Raw genomic sequence first — 19,627 nt, forward strand, 5'->3', positions numbered from 1 at the left:
CCGGGCGGGGCCGGAGCGCCTTTGTTAAGAAAGATGTGAGTAAGGCATAGCTTATTAAGGGGGATTTAGGGGGATCTAGACTTGGATATAAACGAGAGATACAGCGGTCTTTAGGATTAAGTTGACATCTATGGGTAGTGGGGAATTAATCTTCCTTCTTCCCTCGAACCTGGAACCTCTATCCGTGACATCGGTTTGCATCCGTTAAAAAATCCGTTGCCGAACTTCTTCACCCTTCGGAAAGCAATTTTAAGTATTGCCGAATTAAGCCAATCGTAACAGCGGGAATTTCTAACTGCGGAGTCAAACCTACGTTTTCCAGAGGTTGAAAAACTTTGATTGCTTCGGGGTTGAGGTTTGCCAACCGCTGGCCGATATCGGGCCCGGTAAACTGCGATTTTTCTCCCCAAATAATCGCTGTCGGCGTTGTTAGCTGAGTGATGTACAGCGACAAATCAAAGCACAAATCTCCCCGCACAAAAGAGAGGGCGGCATATTCTGCATTTGGTTCCAAAGCAGATGCGAGGTAAGCATCAACAATTTCTTGATAAACGCGGCGGGAATCGGCAAATTGGCGCTGTTCTAGGAAGTTACGGATGCCGCCGTCTGTGGCGATGCCGGTACTGTAGAGCAATTTGTCTAAAATCGGCGTACCCACTAGCTTAGCGAAGAAACTGGTGCCGTAATCTTGTCCGAAGTCCGACAAACCGCTGGGTATGGTCAAAATCAGGGATTTAAAGAGATCCGGCCGTGCGATCGCAGCTCGAATCGCGATCGCCCCTGTCAGCGAAGAAGCAACCACATCTGTCGGACTGCCGCAAGTTTTTTCTAGAAATTCAATCAGAATTGTGATATAATCTTCTACCTGATAATTTCTCGCCGGATGTTCCGATCGCCCCCAACCGATTAAATCAGGTGCTAAAATTCGGTATTCTGCCGCAAAAGCCGGATAAACTTTCGACCATTCGTAGGCACTCGACCCGCCACCAAAACCGTGAAAAAATACTAAGTTTGGTTGATTTTCCGAAGTTGAGGTCGGCAACCCCATCCAAGGCATTTTTTCAGCAGTGTAGTAAACCATTCTGCCGAGAGAAGTAACTATTGAGCGCTGACCGAAGCCGAGGGGCACAAGCATAAATTAACCTCAATCGCTGTTATATTTTAGATTCTTTTGAGCCGCCCCGTCTTTGTTTAAAAAACTTGCAAAGCTGGTGGCGTTTTTGTAAAGATTGAGTAATGATTTAAATCTATTTTAGTACAGGTGAAGCGTGAAACTACAGACAGCAAGTAAGTTTTGCGATTTGGGCAATTCGCCTGTGTAGTTATCCTTAGCCTTGCAAACTACCGCCGATCGGAGATAATAGCAAAATGATGGGTAAGACCCCTCAACGAAATAGAGTCTGTTCGCCAAGCCGGAAAGCAGACGCTCGGAAAGCAGGAGTATTAGAACTCGCTTTCAGGCAGGAGGCAGGTTGGCCGACGCTCGCCAATCACAAATCATTAATCACGATATTTTGCGGAGCAGTGGCTTTTGAGGTCGAAAGTCTTTGTTGGAGGGCGGGCGATGGGGTTTCGATTCCTAATTGCAGGTTTGGCAATCACGGGCCTCGCCGTTATCAATTCCAAAACACAAGAAACAACTAATCTCAGGGAGGTCTACTAAAAATGCAACTGCTCAGGAAACGGGATCGCGAGGGTTTTATGGTTGATGCGAAAAGTCTTCTATCTGACGGGTTTGCAGAATTTGATACAGCCTGTCGAAGCATGGATTTAAACGGCAAAAAGTCTTTTGTTGCCATTCCAGAACGCTCAGGCGCAGGGTCAGAGGTGCGATCGCGCGCTACGGTACCGGCGATCGTCCGCGTAGCTTTAGAAGACTTGAAATGCTTTGAAGTAGTAGAACACCAGTTTGCACATTGGGGGGTGACTTTTAGCAATGCCGTCGCCATCCAACCTTCAAACCCAGCATTTTTTACGGGATCTGCGGCAACAGTGTTAATGGGGGCCCCCAAAAGCGGACTGATAGAAGTAAGTTTTAAGTATCCAGTTCGCAGCGTGTCAGGACTGGTCACCAGTTCGCGACGAACTGTTTTATCTGCTTGTGACATTGACGGCAACGCAATTGTTCAGGATGAAATGCCGGCCCCCAATCTAGTCGGGTCTAATTCTCCGATCGCCCCTAGAGCTCCCCTGCGCGTAAAAGCTCCGAATATTCATCGAATTACTTTTTACGCTTTTGACGGTCAGCTAGTAGTCGATGACTTGATTTTTGGATTTTAGAGCAAAGCCATAAGTAGCGTCCCAAGTCTGCAAACCTTCGAGAAGGGCATTGCGGACTAAAGCTTCTGGTTCCCGACTCAGCATCAGGCGAAAGCACTCGGCAGCGCGGGAACGGGCGATCGAACTTTTGACAGAGCTCACAGGGCCAAACCCACCCCGATTCACCAAATCGGTCATTTGCCGCACTGCAATCAAACGCTTCACGGGGTCAGCATCCGTCAAATCCGCCAAGATGCGATCGAGCGCCACTTCATCTTTTGCGGCCCCCAGACTCAACCCTTGCCGCAGCAACAGCCCTGCAATAGCGATCGTGCCCAAATTCTGCAAAATCAGGTTCAAAGCCATCCAGTGGCTCTCGGAGTCAGCCCAAATCGCCAAACTCATGTAAGCGCCCAAGGTAGCAATGCCGCCCGTACCCACCGCTAAAACAAATCGGCGGTTCGGGCCCTCCCAAAATTGTTCGCCTTTTGCTCGCAGCAATTGCCAGTCCCACGACTGCCCTCGGTAAACCAGCATCATCGCTGCTATCCCCAGGCCTGTGGAAAACAGTAACTCACTGTTCCACCACCCCCAAACTCCTGCCAGCGTGACAACTGCCAGCCAACCTTTCGATCGAGTCAAACTCTCTAGCAGCCACTTGAGAAGCGCAGTAGAAACCACAGGCGATCGGGCCCACTCGCTCTTGCCATCTGCCCTCGGGCGCATTGTTTCGGCAGTCCGGCCTGTGGCTGTTGGGGTTCCCGGCGAGCGATCGTCCGAACTAAAATCCCTCAAAGCTTGACTATCAGTTATTTCTAAAGACACGTCGCTCAAGGGGAGATTACCGAGTTCCAAAGTGCGATCGGACACTTTCACAGGCGATCGATTCAGCTTGGTGGTAGTTTTTTTAACTTGATTCATACTGACTTTTTTGAAAAATAACTTAAATTTATCCAGGCGTTTTTAGCACTGATTTAGATTCTCGGCCAACAAGAGTCTAAGACTCTATGATACCCGAAATTCAAACCCGTGGCGAGTACCGCAACGCCTCCGAATTCCGAGAAATCATTACCAAAAATAGGGCTATTGAAAATTTTTGAGAAAAGCACGACAGGTTAACAGCAAATATTTTTGCATCACTCTTGAGACAGAATGTCGATCGCAGTTGGCATGATGGCAAAAAATCGAAATTTTTTAACTTCAGAAAATAGGGGAATTTTGAGTAATTCAGTTCGTCCGCCAAGAAATGCACGACGAAAATTTAGCCTTTTGCCCCCTGGCCCGGACTCTCGCTGCTACCCGGGTGTCAGATGAGGCTGGGTTCAGCTTGACCGCTAGCGGGACGAACCGCAGCCTCTGGGCGGGCCGAGAATCCAGACAGTATTGGTTGATAATTAATAGCAGAAGCCTTCTTAAACTGCTAAGATTTTTGAATTAATGGGAGTTGAGTTAATTCAACCGGGTTTTGGTAAAAAGGATTCCCTGATGCTCATGGGCAGGGGTTAAATGGCGGGAGCATCTCAAGTCGGCTAAATTAACCGTCATTCTTGTAGATAGAGGCGCCTTTACGCCCGATCGGCAAGATCGACCAGATATCCGGGTAAAACAGCCCCGCCACCTGCATATTATGGTCCCTCAACCCGACTAGATAGCAGGAATGCCCTCATCCGGGTTCAAACCCTTAAAGCAGCAAGGCAAGCAACCGACCGCGCGATCGTGTTCGGCAAGTGCGGAGGCTGGAAAAACAGCGGCTTTTGACCAAACTCATACAGAACTGCGGCCCCAAAGTGTGTCTGCGAAGGTTAGGCTAGTGGAGAGAGGAAAAGAATAGTTACGATCGAGACTTGACGAGTCTACCTCGTAATTTATTGCTCAGTTGTCAAGCCCAACAGTTTTGCATTCTCGCGATGAGCGAGACTCTGGGCACTTCCAACAAGTGGGGAACTCGACCGTCAAAGAACTTGGGTTTGATGGTAAAGCCCTGACTAATATGTAAACACCTTACCGATAACTCGCCGGAACAATCTTGCAAGAAAACCCATGTCTAGTATGCAAAACCAATTCACGGTTCACTTCTGGGGCGTTAGAGGTAGCATAGCGTCTCCCGGGGCAGAAACAGTACGTTACGGGGGCAACACGCCCTGTGTAGAAATGCGAGTGGGTGACAGTCGCCTAATTTTCGATGGTGGTACTGGATTGCGGGTTTTGGGACAAACTCTCCTTTCCCAGATGCCCGTAAAAGCTCATATGTTTTTTACTCACTCTCACTGGGATCACATTCAAGGATTCCCATTTTTTGTCCCAGCTTTTATTCCGGGCAATTGTTTTCACATCTATGGGGCTATTGCTCCTAATAAGGCTACTATCCAGCAGCGCCTCCACGACCAGATGCTGCACCCCAATTTTCCGGTGCCCCTGCAAATTATGGGGGCAGACCTGAAATTTAACGATATAGAAGTGGGCCAACCGCTGGAACTCGGAGATATTAAGGTGGAAACTGCTTTGTTGAACCATCCCGGGGAAGCTATAGGCTACCGCGTAAACTGGCGGGGGTATTCGGCTGCTTACGTGACTGATACCGAACATTTTCCCGATCGTTTAGACGAAAATGTGGTGTATTTGGCTCAGGATGCGGACGTGCTGATCTACGACGCTACTTATACCGATGAGGAGTATTATGCGGAGAAGAGCAGCAAGGTCGGCTGGGGACATTCGACTTGGCAGGAAGCGGTGAAGGTGGCAAAGGCTGCTAATGTCAAAAAGTTGGTGATTTTTCACCACGATCCGCTGCACAATGACGAGTTTTTAGACAGGGTGGGAGAACAAGTGGCTCAAAGGTTCCCGAATAGTTTGATGGCGCGGGAAGGTTTGTCGTTACAATTGCTGCCTCCTGATAACGATTTGTCTGAAGCGTCGGTGCAAGCGCCTCAAGTTTCTGTCTGAGGGATTTGAGCTTGTCAGATGGTTCTGAAATCTCGATGATCTGTGAAATCTGAAATTTAAGCGAGGGCTGACCTCACTCAAGGACGGATACCGTGCCACGTACTCCTGTCGTGGAAAACCAAAAAGTTTAGACCCTAGTTCAAGCTTGCAGATTTTTCTGGGGAGTCAATTCTAAAATCTAAAATCTAAAATCTAACATCGACTGGCGATCGCAATCTGGCTAAGTATGTCAAAATTTTAAGCGTGTGGGTAACTTCTTCTTGTACCGCTGCTCTGACTCCTACTTCTGTTGCCTTGGGAAACTTTGATGGTTTGCACCTAGGGCATCGACAAGTCGTGCAGCCAATTTTAAATCGATCGCCTGAGCAAAATTCTGCGACGATTCTTGCGTCGGGGCCAAACTTGCGCTCCAACGCTGGCAGAGATGAAAATTTGGAAAGCGAACCTCCGGCGACCTGCTACAACGACTCAGCAGCACCGCCCGATCGAGCTGGCAGCAGCCATAATTTCGATGGTTTGATAGGCCCCAAGGCAGAGGGCAACAGCTTCTCTGGGATCGATTCTGATGGGGTCGATCGGCTTTACGGCACTGTGGTGACATTCGATCCTCACCCGCAAGAATTCTTTACGGGTCAACAGAAAAAACTGCTGACGCCTCTGGCAGAAAAGGTAGAATTGCTCGAAGCAATGGGCGTCGAGCAACTTGTGCTGCTGCCGTTCGATCGAGAATTGGCGGCTTTGACTGCTTGTGAGTTTGTCGAGAAAATTTTGGTGCGGCAACTAAAAGCGAGTCGAATTAGTGTGGGGGTTGATTTTCGGTTTGGACGGGGACGCGCTGGAACGGCTGTGGATTTACAGTCGATCGCCTCGGGTTACGGTATTGATGTTGCTCTTGTACCCCTGCACAATTGCGGTGAGGGCGATCGGATCAGCAGTTCTGCAATCCGCGAAGGTCTGGCCTCCGGCGACCTCACAAGAGCGAATCAGTTGCTGGGGCGACCTTACAGTTTAGTCGGGACTGTGGTTGGCGGACAGCGGCTGGGCAGGACGATCGGATTTCCTACTGCTAATATCGAACTGCCGCCGGAAAAATTTTTGCCACGTTTTGGCGTTTACGCGGTGCGAGTCTCGCTGAAGCATGGATGGGAAAAGATGAAAGAGGAAAGTTCTTCCTATCAGCGGGAAAATCCCAAATCTCTAATTCCCGGCGCAGCATCAAATTTATCTTTTGTCAATGGGGTGATGAATGTTGGCTGCCGCCCGACGGTAGACGGGTTGCAACCCACTGTGGAAGTTCACCTGTTAGATTGGTCTGGGGATTTGTACGGTCAAACCTTGAGCGCGAGTTTGGTAGAGTTTTTGCGACCCGAACAAAAATTCGCTTCTCTGGATGCTCTCAAAACTCAAATTCAGGCAGATTGCGATATTGCTAGAAGCGTATTAACTGCTAAAGTCTAATAATTATGTGATCTAAAACGGGCGATCGGTTTTAAAAATGGTGCAAGATGAGTCAGACTAAATTCTAGTTGTACAAATCCGCAGTCCGCAAGGCAAAGACTCAAGATTTTGGCAATTTGATGTTTGATCCACAATTAGCAATTAACAATTAGCAATCAGGGATATGAGACAACATATTGAACGGCTCAAACAAAATCTAGGGAAAACTATGGTCGGCAAAGCGGATGCTATTCGCTTGGTGCTGGTAGCCGTGCTTTCGGGGGGACACGCGCTGCTGGAAGACGTGCCAGGTGTGGGAAAAACGCTGCTGGCGAAGTCTTTGGCGCGATCGATCGATGGGAAGTTTCAGCGGATTCAGTGCACTCCCGATTTGTTACCGACGGATATCACCGGTACTAATATTTGGAATCCGCGCAGCGGAGAGTTTGAGTTTTTGCCCGGGCCAGTTTTTGCTAATGTTTTGCTTGCCGATGAAATCAACCGGGCGACGCCGCGAACTCAGTCAGCTTTGCTGGAAGTGATGGAAGAAAAGCAGGTGACAGTAGATGGAGTTTCTCGAAAGGTTCCGACGCCGTTTTTTGTGATTGCGACTCAGAACCCGATCGAATATCAAGGCACTTTTCCGCTACCGGAAGCGCAGATGGATCGGTTTACTTTGTCTTTGACTTTGGGCTATCCCGCTGCGTTGGAAGAGTTGCAAATGTTGGAACGGCTTTCTGATACTTTTGCTGTTGAAGATTTGCAGCCTTGTATTTCTTTGGAAGAAGTGCAGGAATTGCGTCGGTTGTGCGCTGCTGTGAAGGTGGAAGGATCGTTGAAACAGTATATGGTAGATTTGGTGCGATCGACGCGGGAAGATGAGGAGATTACTCTGGGGGTGAGTCCCCGGGGTGCGGTGGCTTTGCACCGGGCGTCCCAGGCTTTGGCATTTATGGAGGGCCGGGATTTTGCTACTGATGATGATGTTAAGTATGTGGCGCCGCACGTACTGTCTCACCGTTTGATTCCGGCGGGGGGAAGGAGGGCTAAGGCAATTGTCGATCGATTATTGCGCTCTGTTCCTATTCCTTAAAAAGTTTGTAAGTAGGTCGTTTTAATTAAACAAACAGGCAAGATGCCTGTTCCACAAAGAATGAATTTTATTATGGGATAGGCATCATGCTCGCCCTTGTTATATCAAATCCGGTGGCATCGGAATTAATATTACCCACAGTCAGGAAACGGCACTGCCGTTTCCCTACCATTAATAGGGCGAGAGTTACATCCGAGGGGGTCTAATGATTATTTTGGGGTAGGGAAACAGCATTGCCTTACTACTTTTTTAATCACGGCTTAATAGCACTCTCAAACAGCGCGACTAATTTTTTGGCCTCTAAATCAACATTGTGTTGTTGAGCAACTCTCTCGGCTCCTGTTTTCCCCATTTGTTCTAGCTTTTCTAAAGGTGCTTCCAATACCGCGCGCATCGCTACGGCTAATGCTTCTGCGGAACCGGGAGGAACTAACCAACCGCAAACACCGGGTTCTACGAGCTCGGGGATGCCAGCAACATAAGTGCTAATTACGGGCCGATTGAGAGCGAGGGCTTCCATAATTACAACGGGCAAACCTTCAGCAAAACTCGGCAATACCATTGCCCGTGAAGCTAAAATCTCTTGCTGAACTCGATCGCCACTGGCCCAGCCGGTAATTTCTATATGATTTTGCAGGCCGAGTTGCAGAATCTGCTTTTCAATATCCGATCGCAGTGGCCCGTCTCCTACCAGTACCAACTTAAACTCTAAGCCTTGAACTGCTAGCAAGTTAGCAGCTTCTAGCAATAACAAATGACCTTTTTGTTCGCTGAGCCGCCCAATACAAGCTAAGCGGGGTGCTGCGGGTATGGGGACGTAAGGTGCAGCTAAAAATGCAGCATCTACGCCGCAGTGTATGACGTGAATTTTTGACCAAAAAGTGCGATCGCACCACCGAAAAAGCTGACTTTTACCGAAGGAACTAACTGCGGCTACAAAGGTCGATCGCTTAATTTTTTCGTCTAAGGAAAGAAGTGTTGCTTTATCAAATTCTTCAGGGCCGTGAACGGTAAAACTGTAACTCGGGCCGCCAAGCACGCGGCACAGCATTGCGACTGTTGTGGAATTTGTCCCGAAGTGAGCGTGAACGTGTGCTGTACCGGATTCTGCAAACCAATTTAAAATAATGCAAGCTTCTGCTAAATAAGCTAGATGCAGCAAAATCCCCCGTTCCGAGTGCCAGCCAACTTTGAACATTAACCGCACAGCTTCGATGAATCGAATTGGTCTAGTTGCGGCAACGCGCAGCAAACCCCACGCTAACCCCTGTACACCAACTCCTAAGATTACTTTAGTCACTTCTTGCTCTAGTTTGTCGGCCCCATCAACGAGTTCAGACTCGCAGGATCGGATGGAATAACGTGCGACTTTCATGCCGCAATTTTCAACGGCTAGCACTTCTCTGCGGACAAAGCTGTGGCTGACTTTGGGATATTGGTTGACTAAATAAGCGATGTTCATGAAGGGGAGAAAATTTTATGGTAAAACTTAGATTAGTTTAGCCTTTGGCTGCAATACGTGGGCAACAAATTTAGCTGATTTGTTGAGCTTATTTGAGCAGGGGCGGAGGGCGATCGCTTTTGGTGGATGGGGGAAGTGCCAGCGGGGCGATGGCTATTCCGGCGAGAGGAAATCAATCCACACATTTTACATTTTTAATACAATAGTTAGGACAGTTTTTAGGTAGTAGCCACAAACCCCTGATTTTCCCGCGAGCACATTGATCACCATGAAAGCCTTTTTTTAGGGTTCCCAATCAAAAACTGTCCGAAGTGTTTTCATCTGCCAATCACTCTCAATCCGGTTTAACAGCCCCAGATTGCCTCAATAATTGGTAATTATTCAACCTGCAATTCCATCTAATTTCCTATTGTCACCTAAATTTTCCCGAAAATCAGCAGCCCGAAAAATAATCGCCCAAATCCCCAAACAAGCCGCAACTCTCGCAACTCTCACAACTCCCCCAACTCTCACCACCAAAGATTTTTCTGAGGCGACTTGCTCTGCATCTACCCAAGATGACAGCAAATAAGGTAAAGTAAACGGCACAAGAGTCTAGAACTCTCCAACGACCGCAACTAGGCAAACCCGCCCCTGACCAGCAAAACTGGCCGGTACAGGCGGCATTAACCGCTAACCGTCAACCCCTAACAACCGAGAAAAATGCAAATCTACTACTACGTTTTAGCCAGCCAACGCTTTTTGCTAGAAGAAGAAGCCCTAGATGAAGTGTTTAAAGAAAGAACTCGCAACTACAACGAACAAGAAAAACAAATAGACTTCTGGTTGGTCAAACAGCCGGCTTTCCTAGAAGCACCGACAATGGCAGAAGTTAAAGCAAAATGCCCTCAGCCAGCCGCCGCTATTATTTCTACCGATCCTGTCTTCATCACCTGGTTGAAACTGCGATTAGAATATGTACTGACAGGTGAATTTCAAGCACCATCACCAACTATTCCCGATGCCCTCGCATCCCTACAGCCCGCATGAAAAAAGTAGCCAAATATTCGACAAAAAAACTAACAACAATTAGGGGTAAATTGTACAAATATATTTTGTCTATCCCCCTATTTTCTGCTACTTCGATCGCCCTTTTGGTATTGACAATTTTATCGAGTTCTGTTAAAGCTCAGTCGAGCTGCCAACCGCCCCAGTCCGATGAATATCTACTGTTAATTGTCACCCCAACACCCGAACAGCAAGAAAGAGCAAAACGCTCTTTCCCCGGAAATACTAACAACACAGTTTGTCGGTACATCAATGACACGGTGACGCGAGTTGGTGGCTTTCGCGACTCGCAAATCGCCAGCGATTGGGTTAAATACATCGAAGATGTTGTCGGATTGCAAGCTTACGTAGTACGATCGCCCGCAGCGGCGCTACCCCAAAATTTGCCAGTCTACAACCCTCAGCCAGCGCCGGATTCTGAACCAATCACCAATTCTCCCAGCGGCAATCTTGCCTTCAATCCCCAACCCCTGGGCCCTGGTTATGCAGTGTTAGTAGATTACTTCAACCAACCGGAATTAGCCGCCCAAGTCAGGGAAGCATTAGGCACGCAAGTAGGCTTAGCTTCCTACGGCCAGCGTCCCTTTTTATTCGTCGCTTATACAACGGATCAAAACGCCGCTACTGCTGCTGTAAAAACATTGAGCGATCGAGGTTTTTGGCCGATGTTAGTAGACAGTCGCCGAGTTACCGTAATTGCTCCCGCTGTTCGCTAAAAGATAACCTACCCCCACGATCATTCGGCTCTTGAAATCGCTACTACACTTGCCCCTCGTCCTAGCAGAGGGGGACTAATAACAATTATTGTTGTGGTTGGGATTCTAGCGGGCTGCTTCCTAGCTGACTTTCTGCCCGCTTTTTTGCTTCCATTGCCGCTCCGTAATCTGGTTTGTAGCGAATTGCTTTGTCATAGGAGGATCTCGCATCTTCGTATCTTTTTACCGCCACAAGTGCATTGCCGCGACTATACCAGGCTTCGGAGTAATCTTGCTTGACATAAACGGCTTCATTGTAAGAGACGATCGCATCTTCATACCGTTTCAAATTGTACTGGGCATTGCCTCTATTGTACCACGCTTGATATTCTTTCGGGTTTAAGTCTAAGGCTCTGTTGTAACACTCAATTGCTTGTTCGTACTTGCGTAATTCGTGATATGACCAACCTAAATTGTACCACGCTTGATAATAATCCGGTTTTAATTTAACAGCTTTTTCGTAAGCTTCTACCGCTTCTTCATGCCTCCGCATTTTCAGCAAAGCGATGCCTTTACTGTACCAGGCTTGATAAAATTTTGGCTGAAACCGCACGGCTTTTTCGTAGGCTTCAAAAGCTTCTTGATTTTTGTTCACTTCTAGGAAAACATTGCCTAAATTGTACCAAGCTTCATAATTGTCGAATTTGATTTCAACTGCTTTTTGATAGGATTCGACGGCTCGATCGTACTGTTTTAATTTTTGGTAAGCTTGTCCCCGATTGTACCAAGCACCGTACAAATTGGGCTGAAATTGTACCGCTTTTTCGTAGGAGGCGATCGCTTCTTCGTACCGCTGCGAATCTAATAGAACATCGCCTCTACCTTCCCACGCTGCGGCATAGTCGGGCTGGATTTTCAAAGCGTTATCAAAAGATGCGATCGCCTCTTGAGACTGTTGCAACTTCTCCAAAGCATAACCGCGTCCCGTCCAAGCTTCCAAGTATTCCGGCTTTAATTCTATGGCTTTATCATAAGCTGCCTGCGATTCTTGGTATTTTTTCAATTTATATAAAGTTTTGGCCTTTTCCTGCCAAACTTCCGCGTAGTCCGGCCTGAGATTTATTGCTCGCTCGTAAGCGGCCAGAGCTTCTTCAAATCGACTTAAATTGTAAAGAGTATTGCCTCGGTTGTACAGGTCAGTTGCATTGGCAGAATTAAAAGTGTTTACACCATAAATTGATGCTATAATAGTGATGCCAATTAAACTGGCGATCGACAATATTTTTAAATACAGTTTTTTTCGGGGTTTTACAGGCTTATTCGCAGCAGCAACCGGAGGCAATACAGGAACTGTACCGCTGAAAGAATTTTTCAATTCTTTAATAGCTTGCAGCGTTTCGCCGGCACTAGAATAACGTTGCCGAAAATCGTACTTTACCATCTTATCTAAAATCTTCGCAAATTCCGGACTGACTGATGTTTTGTCCTGCCAAATAATTTCCTCTGTATCGGGGTTTTTTGGCATTTGGTGAGGATTTATGCCCGTGAGGAACTGAATTGCGATCGCACCGACGGCATAGATATCGCTGCTGAGTTTCGGGTTGCCGTGAGCTTGTTCGCTGGGCATATAACCGGGAGTACCGATGCTCACACTCAAGCTATTTCTGGGCTGAGGAGTGGTGATTTGAGTAGTAATTTCTTTGACTGCGCCGAAGTCAATTAAAACTAATTTTCCGTCTCTATCTCTGCGGAGGATATTGCGGGGATTGACATCGCGGTGAATCACATTTTGCTGGTGTACAAAGTCTAAAATTTCGAGAATTTCTTGCAATATACAAATGACTTGATCTTCCTGCATGACTCCCGCATTTCCCGGGGAAGCGGGCGTAATTTCTTGACCTAAATCGTGGCCTTCTATAAATTCTTGAACTAGATAAAACTCTTGATTTTCTTCAAAGTAAGCAAAAAGTCGGGGAATGCGATCGTGATTTCCCAATTTGTACAAAACTTGTGCTTCGGTATCGAATAAACGTCTTGCTACCTTTAGAGTGTCGGGATCTGTTGCGTGAGGTTTAAGCTGCTTGACGACGCAGAGGTGATTGCCTGGTAGCTGCTTATCTTCAGCTAAATAAGTTTGAGCAAATCCGCCGCCTCCCAAGTGACGGATAATACTGTAGCGATTGCTGAGTGTTATTCCAAGCATGAAATTCACCTAATATTTCCTAGTCCTTTGGAGAATTAGCTTCCAACCAAGCTGTCACATCTTCCGCATTTGCAAATTCTAACATGACCCCTCTAAATTTTTTAATTGGTCGAACCGCAACTGGGGAGTTTGAATTTCAATAAAATCACTTTTAGGGTGAAATCCCTTGTGCAGTTCTTCAATCATTAATTTATTTCCCTCATTTGTTGCTTTATTGTACAAAGGCTAGCTGGTCTAACACCTACCGATTTAGAAGTTGGATTTCAATAATTAATTACAGACGTGCCTTTGTGAATTTTTGCTATCACCTCTAAGTAGCTATCTTTGGTTTTGATGTTAGATGCCCGGTGGGAACTTTACTGTGACAGTCTATTTGCTTTCTTTCTTGTTCCCTCCCCTTAGTAAGGGGAGGGTTAGGGTGGGGTTCTAGATTTTTGCTGGCATGGGGATGCTCCCACTCTAACTTAACTTTGAACCGATTTTAAAATTTCATCATCGACTGAAAAATCTATCTCAGCTTTGTCGCGTCCCGAAACTACATAATCATTCTGAAAAGAATCTTTCAATCCAGAAAGTAAGTCAAATTCCGGCTGCCAGTTAAGATCGGTGACAGCTTTATTAACTGAAGCAAAAAAGTGCTGCACTCGCATCGGAAAAGCTTTCTTTTTGCCGAAGTCAAATTGTTTCGGATCGTAGTGTACAATCTTAATAGCATTAGGGGATTTGCCTGCGGCTTGAATGCAGGCGCGGGCTAAACCGTCAAAGGTGACAAATCGATCGCCCGAAACGTTGTAAATTTGCCCGATCGCCCTAGAGTTGCCCAAAACCGCCGCCATTGCTTTAGCCAAATCCTGACAGTGCCCCAACTGCGTGAAGTGCATTCCGTTACCGGGAATCGGAATCGGTCGCTCGCGCACAATGCGATCGAAAAACCAAGCCTCTAAATCGTTATAATTTTGGGGGCCGTAAATGTAAGTCGGGCGAATCGAAGTCCAAGGCAAACCGGACTCGGCCAAGTAATTTTCGGTTTCGCATTTACCCAAATGCCGGCTTTTAGGATCAGTAGCGTCCCCTTCAATATGAGGCATTTGATCCGACTTTAAATAAACCCCCGCAGAGCTCATGTAAACAAAGTGCTGCACCCGCCCTTTGAATATTTCAGCTAAAGGCTTTGTATCGCTGAGTTCGCGGCCGTTGTTGTCAAAAACAGCGTCAAACTCGACCGTCGATAACTTTTCTTTTAGTTGTTCGACATTTGTGCGATCGCCCTGAATCTGTTTCACGCCCGAAACCGGTACAGGCTTGTTGCCCCGGTTAAACAACACCACTTCATGCCCTTGTGCTGCTAAAATCTTAGTAAGATAAACCCCAATAAACCGAGTACCGCCCATCATTAAAATTCGCATTATTTTCGATGCTCCTTACAGTTAGTGTAAATATCTTACAATAAATTTATGCCCTAGGGCGTGTTTTATATCCCCGGAGATCCCCCTAAATCCCCCTTAAAAAGGGGAGTAGGGGTTGACTTTGACACTGATTATTTCACCTTTTTAAGGAGGCTGGGATTTTGAATCTCATGAGAAATCACTCCGAGTAGATAATTCATCCGTGTATCCGTGTCCTCATCCGTGTAGTGCTTTCCTTCTCCAATACTTTCAATTTGCCTAAAATAGCCCTATGCAAGTTCCCCGGCTGCATCCAGAAACAATCGAAGAAGTCAAACAAAGAGCCGACATAGTAGACGTTATTTCCGGTCGCGTCGTGTTGCGGAAACGCGGCAAAGAATTTGTAGGTTTGTGTCCTTTTCACGATGAAAAATCTCCCAGCTTTACCGTCAGTCCCGGCAAACAAATGTATTATTGTTTCGGCTGCGGTGCAGGCGGCAATGCTTTTAAGTTTCTCATGGAATTGGAGAAACGCCCTTTCAGCGAAGTAGTATTAGAATTAGCTAAAAATTATCAAGTCCCGGTCAAAACAGTCGAACCAGAACACCGACAAGAATTGCAGCGGCAAATTTCTCTGCGGGAACAACTCTATGAAATCTCAGCACTAACAGCCAACTTTTACGAACACGCTTTGCGACAAACCCAAGGAGAAGAACCCTTAGCATATCTCAAATCAGAGCGACAGCTAAGCGAAGAAACTATTCAACAATTTCAATTAGGTTATGCACCCAAAGGTTGGGAAGCACTTTACAGTTATTTAGTAGAACAGAAAAACTATCCGGCGCAATTAGTAGAACAAGCTGGATTAATTGTACCCCGAAAAAATGGCGGCAGCGGCTATTACGATCGCTTCCGCAATCGTATTATGATTCCCATTCGCGACACCCAAGGCAGAGTCATCGGTTTCGGCGGCCGATCTCTCGGTGACGAACAGCCGAAATACCTCAATTCTCCCGAAACAGAACTCTTCGACAAAGGCAAAACTTTATTCGCCTTAGATACGGCGAAAACAGCCATTAGCAAAGCCGATCGCGCAGTGGTTGTAGAGGGGTACTTTGATGCGATCGCACTTCAGGCCGCCGGCATCTCCAACGCCGTCGCTTCCCTGGGCACAGCCTTAAGTTTAAACCAAGTGCGCCAGTTATTGCGCTACACTGACTCCAAACAAATTATCCTCAACTTCGACGCCGACAAAGCAGGAACTCAAGCAGCAGAACGCGCGATTGGAGAAATAGAAAAACTCGCTTATCAAGGAGAAGTGCAACTGCGGGTTCTCAACATTCCCGACGGCAAAGATGCCGACGAATACCTCAAAACGTACTCCCCAGAACAATATCGAGAATTGCTCGAAAATGCTCCGTTGTGGATCGACTGGCAACTGCAACAAATGCTCGTCAATCAAGATTTGAAGCAAGCCGATACTTCCCAGCAAGTCACCAAAAAAATCATTAATTTATTAACCAATATCACTGACGACAATCAGCTAGCACATTACCTGCAAAAAAGCGCCGAGATTCTCAGTAAAGGAGATTTTAGACTCACAAAAATGATCGCTGAAAACTTGCTCAATCAAGTAGTCAGCGATTGGGCGAAGCAGCAGAGTCAAGACGAATCTTTGACAATGCCCCTGTTAATTAGAAACAAGCTGAAGCCGAACAAACAATATAAAAAGCAGCGTACAAGCGGCGAAAATAAAAGCTCAAGCTCAAGCATATCTGCCGTAGCCCGCAGTCTTTTAGAAGAAGCAGAAGCGCAATTATTGCAGATTTATTTGCACTGTCCTGAATACCGCCAAGATGTCAGAGAAGCAATAGAAGCTAGAGACGTGCAGTTTAGCCTTTCTCACCACAGATTTTTGTGGCATCAGATTGTGAATGCAGAAATATTGCACAAAATGTCTTTACAAGTAGCGCCTTCAGAGTTAATATTGAAATTGCAAGATAGCTTCATTGAATATCCAAATCAACTAAATCAAATCTCGCATTTATTTCACTTAAATGAGTTCTCAGAAAGAAACGTTTATCGCGCACCTCTAGTCATTAGATCTGCCCTCGCCTGTATCGAGCAAATTATCAGCATGAAGCGCCGCCGAATTGCACTCAATATGTGGGAAAAAGCCAAGGCAGCTAGCAGTGGCGAAGAGGCTATAGAATATCACCAACTCTTCTGTGCCGAACAAGAATGGCTCAAGGAATTAGAGCGGCTGCGTCAAGTTAATTTTTACGATTTAACATCCGTACCTTGGGGCTAATACCCTTTTAGATTTTAGATTTTAGATTGGGGATGACTCGTTCGATAGATGTTGGAAGCTTGCCTGCGGTTACATTGTTTTAACTGAGATAAGTAAGAAAGTCCTTAGTACAAGCTTGTTTGTACTAAGGACTTTCTTCCTTTATTCAACGAGCCTTTTAATAATCGCAAAAAAGAGTTTCGCGAGTATCTCTACCCGTCACCGGATTAGTACCTTTTGCCACTTTACAAAGTTTTTCTATCATATCGTCTCGCAGCAGTGTCTCTGTAAAATCAGCACCGTCAATAATAGCTCCTTCCAGCCTGGTATTGTAAGCGAAAGCACCCTCAAGGATAGCATTAGTTAAATTTGCTTTCATCATGCGAGCTAAATCTAAAGTTGCACCCGTGAAATTCGCCCCTTCTAAATTTGCTTCTTCCATATTGGCAGCAAAAAAGCTGACGCCCCGCAAATCTGCATTAGTAAAATTGCTGTTGCGAAGATTGGCTTTATTAAAGCTGTCGTCAGTCAGAACTTGCCCAGTAAAATCAGCGCCGACTAGGATTTCTTTATCGTGATCCAAAGCGAAAGCAGGTGCGGGATTAATAGCTATCGCCCCAGCGGCAATTACTGCTAAAATAACAAAACTCAGCAAGAAAGTATAAATATGTTGGCGAATTCGAGAAATCATCATACAAGTTCAAGCTAATGGGCAGTCGTGACAGTTCAGAATTGAATTCTACCAGAAAGAGCGTCAAGCGTAGCTATACCGTAGGGAATCGCCCGTTAGCGACGGCTGACTCCAATTCCCCCCAATCCCCAAACTCTAGGGATATCGGCACATTGGGAGAAAACTTAGTCGCCGACTGGTTGCAGCAGCAAGGTTGGGAAATCCTGCACCGGCAGTGGCACTGTCGCTGGGGAGAGATTGACATCATCGCACTCGGAAGAGATGAAGAAAGCCCAAAAAACCAAGTTCTTCCCAATCACCAATCCCCAACATTAGCATTTGTAGAGGTGAAAACTCGCCGCCGGGGAAATTGGGATGCTGGTGGAATGTTGGCTGTTACCACAACAAAACAAGCCAAACTTTGGCAAACAGCCGAAATATTTTTAAGCACTCATCCAGATTTAGCCAATAATTATTGTCGCTTTGATGTCGCTTTAGTCATGTGCGAACCTTCACAACAAAACACTAAGCGAATATTACCACCATTAACAGCAGCGAACTCTGAATCCGCCGTTGCAGGAAACTACCGACTCACCCTGCAAGAATACATTCGCTCGGCTTTTAGCAATTAAAAATATATAATTAAAATTTAGAGGGTAAAATCTCAAAGCAATGCCACTAGGTAATTTTTAATTGTTAACTTGCCTAGGCAGTCGCGCATTTCTCTCTTCTCTTGAGCTTTAACGGAGCTGAAAAAAGCGTTCAATCTTCTCCCGCTTTCCCCTTCTCTCCCTCTCCTGTTCTGTCATCACAAAAAAAATGGGCGGAGCGTAGCGGAGGGTTGAAGCCCCGTCCTTCGCTTGACGGCTTTTTCTTCTTTAGGCTTCTAATTAATTCTCTAAGCACATCAGTCTTAGTCCTGCCTACAATCTTGCAGTGTTGCTCAAGAATCTCAAACTCAGATTCCTCGACCCGAAAATCTAGACGTTTTTTCATGGATTATCCGGCGTTTTTCTGTACAATATTATAGGAGGATGAAACAATGTTTGGATGCCAACAAATTTTAATCAAGTCGGATAAAGATACTCAAGCAGTTCTTGAATATCTTTGCTCTGAGTGGGCAAAGCTATCTAATTGCGGCATTTATTATTCTCGTCAGTTATATTTCCAAACTGGCAGAATTCCGAACCGTGCAGAGTTACACAAGGTTTTGGGAACCGAGAATCAGAATCTACACTACAAAGCGTTCTATTCGGATACAGCTCAGCAAATCCTAACGGGGGTAGCAGAGTCTTTTAAATCTTTCTTGGGGCTACTCAAAGGTATTAAGAATGGGATGGTTACGCAACGTCCCAAACTACCAGGATACCGTCAAAGCGGAATGGCACTTGTGACATTCACAGGACGGTCGGTAAAGCTCAAAGAGGGAATGCTTCGATTCCCACTTGGAAGCAAAGTAAAAGCGTGGTTTGGTTTAGATTCTTTTTTCCTGCCAATGCCCTCGAATCTTGATTTTAAGGCAATTAGAGAGTATCGAATTCTTCCTCGTAACGGCTGCTTCTACTTGGAATTGGTTTACAAAACAGAGGATGTCCAAGCAAATGTAGACCCGGCTAAGTGCCTGTCTGTTGACCACGGAATAGATAACTGGCTAACCTGCATAAGTAATACAGGCACTAGCTTTATTGTTGATGGCAAGCACCTTAAATCCATCAATCAGGGATACAATAAACGGGTTGCTTCTCTAAGGTCAGGGAAAGCTAACGGCTACTGGTCTAAACGGCTTGCAAGCTTGACTGAAAAACGTAATCGCCAAATGCGAGATGCCGTTAACAAAGCTGCAAGAAAAGTAATTCAGCACTGCTTAAACAACCAAATCGGTACAGTTGTTTTTGGTTGGAACAAGGGACAGAAAGACTCTGCCAATATGGGGAAAAAGACTAACCAAAAGTTTGTGCAAATTCCCACAGGCAGGCTAAAAGACCGAATCGCTCAGTTATGTGAGCAGTACGGAATTAAATTTGTTGAGACTGAAGAATCATATTCTTCTAAAGCTTCGTTTGTCGATACAGCACTTTGCTTAACAATTAGGTACAATAGTAGAGGTGGTAAAAAAGAGAAAAATGAAACCCTACTCCCTAGA

At 46.1% G+C, this 19,627-nt stretch carries 16 protein-coding genes; 9 read left to right on the top strand and 7 right to left on the bottom strand.

What is annotated here, in order from left to right; all coding sequences use genetic code 11:
* Positions 1–229: 229 nt before the first annotated feature.
* Positions 230–1,135: an alpha/beta hydrolase gene (locus tag QUB14_RS26065; RefSeq protein ID WP_333220694.1), complete on the bottom strand. Its 906-nt coding sequence runs from the start codon at positions 1,133–1,135 to the stop codon at positions 230–232.
* Positions 1,136–1,665: 530 nt separating this feature from the next.
* Between QUB14_RS26065 and QUB14_RS26070 the strand changes: the two genes are divergently transcribed.
* Positions 1,666–2,280 carry a hypothetical protein gene (locus QUB14_RS26070; protein WP_333286542.1) on the top strand — a complete coding sequence of 205 codons (615 nt, stop codon included), beginning with the start codon at positions 1,666–1,668 and terminating at the stop codon, positions 2,278–2,280.
* Here QUB14_RS26070 and QUB14_RS26075 read toward each other — a convergent pair.
* Entirely contained in the window at positions 2,248–3,180 is a 933-nt protein-coding gene (locus tag QUB14_RS26075) for a hypothetical protein (protein ID WP_333220698.1), read from the bottom strand. The genes QUB14_RS26070 and QUB14_RS26075 overlap by 33 nt on opposite strands.
* A gap of 1,119 nt (positions 3,181–4,299) precedes the next feature.
* On the opposite strand from QUB14_RS26075, the gene QUB14_RS26080 reads away from it, so the two are divergent.
* The 3 genes from QUB14_RS26080 to QUB14_RS26090 all read left to right on the top strand — a co-directional run bounded on the left by QUB14_RS26080 (position 4,300) and on the right by QUB14_RS26090 (position 7,732).
* Positions 4,300–5,202 (top strand): MBL fold metallo-hydrolase, encoded by a 903-nt coding sequence (locus tag QUB14_RS26080; RefSeq protein WP_333220700.1) that lies wholly within the window; start codon positions 4,300–4,302, stop codon positions 5,200–5,202.
* Positions 5,203–5,445: 243 nt separating this feature from the next.
* Positions 5,446–6,660, top strand: coding sequence for a bifunctional riboflavin kinase/FAD synthetase (locus tag QUB14_RS26085; RefSeq protein WP_333220701.1), 1,215 nt, complete (start codon positions 5,446–5,448; stop codon positions 6,658–6,660).
* A 163-nt stretch (positions 6,661–6,823) separates the two neighbouring features.
* Positions 6,824–7,732 carry a MoxR family ATPase gene (locus QUB14_RS26090; RefSeq protein ID WP_333220703.1) on the top strand — a complete coding sequence of 303 codons (909 nt, stop codon included), beginning with the start codon at positions 6,824–6,826 and terminating at the stop codon, positions 7,730–7,732.
* 253 nt (positions 7,733–7,985) lie between these two features.
* Here the strand turns inward: QUB14_RS26090 and QUB14_RS26095 are convergent, their stop codons facing one another.
* Together QUB14_RS26095 and QUB14_RS26100 are read right to left on the bottom strand one after the other, a co-directional pair.
* Complete coding sequence (locus tag QUB14_RS26095) at positions 7,986–9,194, bottom strand: glycosyltransferase (RefSeq protein WP_333220705.1); 1,209 nt, start codon at positions 9,192–9,194, stop codon at positions 7,986–7,988.
* A 381-nt stretch (positions 9,195–9,575) separates the two neighbouring features.
* On the bottom strand, positions 9,576–9,782 hold the full coding sequence (locus tag QUB14_RS26100; protein WP_333220707.1) for a hypothetical protein: 207 nt from the start codon (positions 9,780–9,782) through the stop codon (positions 9,576–9,578).
* A 114-nt stretch (positions 9,783–9,896) separates the two neighbouring features.
* Here QUB14_RS26100 and QUB14_RS26105 point away from each other — a divergent pair, with 114 nt between their 5' ends.
* Together QUB14_RS26105 and QUB14_RS26110 are read left to right on the top strand one after the other, a co-directional pair.
* Entirely contained in the window at positions 9,897–10,223 is a 327-nt protein-coding gene (locus QUB14_RS26105) for an MgPME-cyclase complex family protein (RefSeq protein WP_333220709.1), read from the top strand.
* Complete coding sequence (locus QUB14_RS26110; RefSeq protein WP_333297380.1) at positions 10,220–10,957, top strand: hypothetical protein; 738 nt, start codon at positions 10,220–10,222, stop codon at positions 10,955–10,957. Before QUB14_RS26105 ends, QUB14_RS26110 begins: the two co-directional genes overlap by 4 nt.
* 85 nt (positions 10,958–11,042) lie before the next feature.
* On the opposite strand, the gene QUB14_RS26115 is transcribed toward QUB14_RS26110, so the two are convergent.
* Both QUB14_RS26115 and QUB14_RS26120 read right to left on the bottom strand, forming a co-directional pair.
* The gene (locus QUB14_RS26115) at positions 11,043–13,139 is read right to left on the bottom strand and encodes a tetratricopeptide repeat protein (RefSeq protein ID WP_333220713.1); all 2,097 of its coding nucleotides are present in this window, start codon (positions 13,137–13,139) and stop codon (positions 11,043–11,045) included.
* A gap of 464 nt (positions 13,140–13,603) precedes the next feature.
* Positions 13,604–14,545 carry an NAD-dependent epimerase/dehydratase family protein gene (locus QUB14_RS26120; RefSeq protein ID WP_333220715.1) on the bottom strand — a complete coding sequence of 314 codons (942 nt, stop codon included), beginning with the start codon at positions 14,543–14,545 and terminating at the stop codon, positions 13,604–13,606.
* 271 nt (positions 14,546–14,816) lie between these two features.
* Here QUB14_RS26120 and dnaG point away from each other — a divergent pair, with 271 nt between their 5' ends.
* Complete coding sequence (gene dnaG / locus QUB14_RS26125; protein WP_333220717.1) at positions 14,817–16,835, top strand: DNA primase; 2,019 nt, start codon at positions 14,817–14,819, stop codon at positions 16,833–16,835.
* 157 nt (positions 16,836–16,992) lie between these two features.
* On the opposite strand, the gene QUB14_RS26130 is transcribed toward dnaG, so the two are convergent.
* Complete coding sequence (locus QUB14_RS26130; protein ID WP_333220719.1) at positions 16,993–17,508, bottom strand: pentapeptide repeat-containing protein; 516 nt, start codon at positions 17,506–17,508, stop codon at positions 16,993–16,995.
* Positions 17,509–17,522: 14 nt separating this feature from the next.
* Here QUB14_RS26130 and QUB14_RS26135 point away from each other — a divergent pair, with 14 nt between their 5' ends.
* Entirely contained in the window at positions 17,523–18,116 is a 594-nt protein-coding gene (locus tag QUB14_RS26135) for a YraN family protein (protein ID WP_333220721.1), read from the top strand.
* A gap of 410 nt (positions 18,117–18,526) precedes the next feature.
* Positions 18,527–19,627 (top strand): transposase (locus QUB14_RS26140; RefSeq protein ID WP_333220723.1); only part of this gene is annotated, 1,101 nt, incomplete at its 3' end.

It is taken from the genome of Microcoleus sp. B3-D2 (assembly GCF_036705345.1).
Classification (GTDB): Bacteria; Cyanobacteriota; Cyanobacteriia; order Cyanobacteriales; family Microcoleaceae; genus Microcoleus.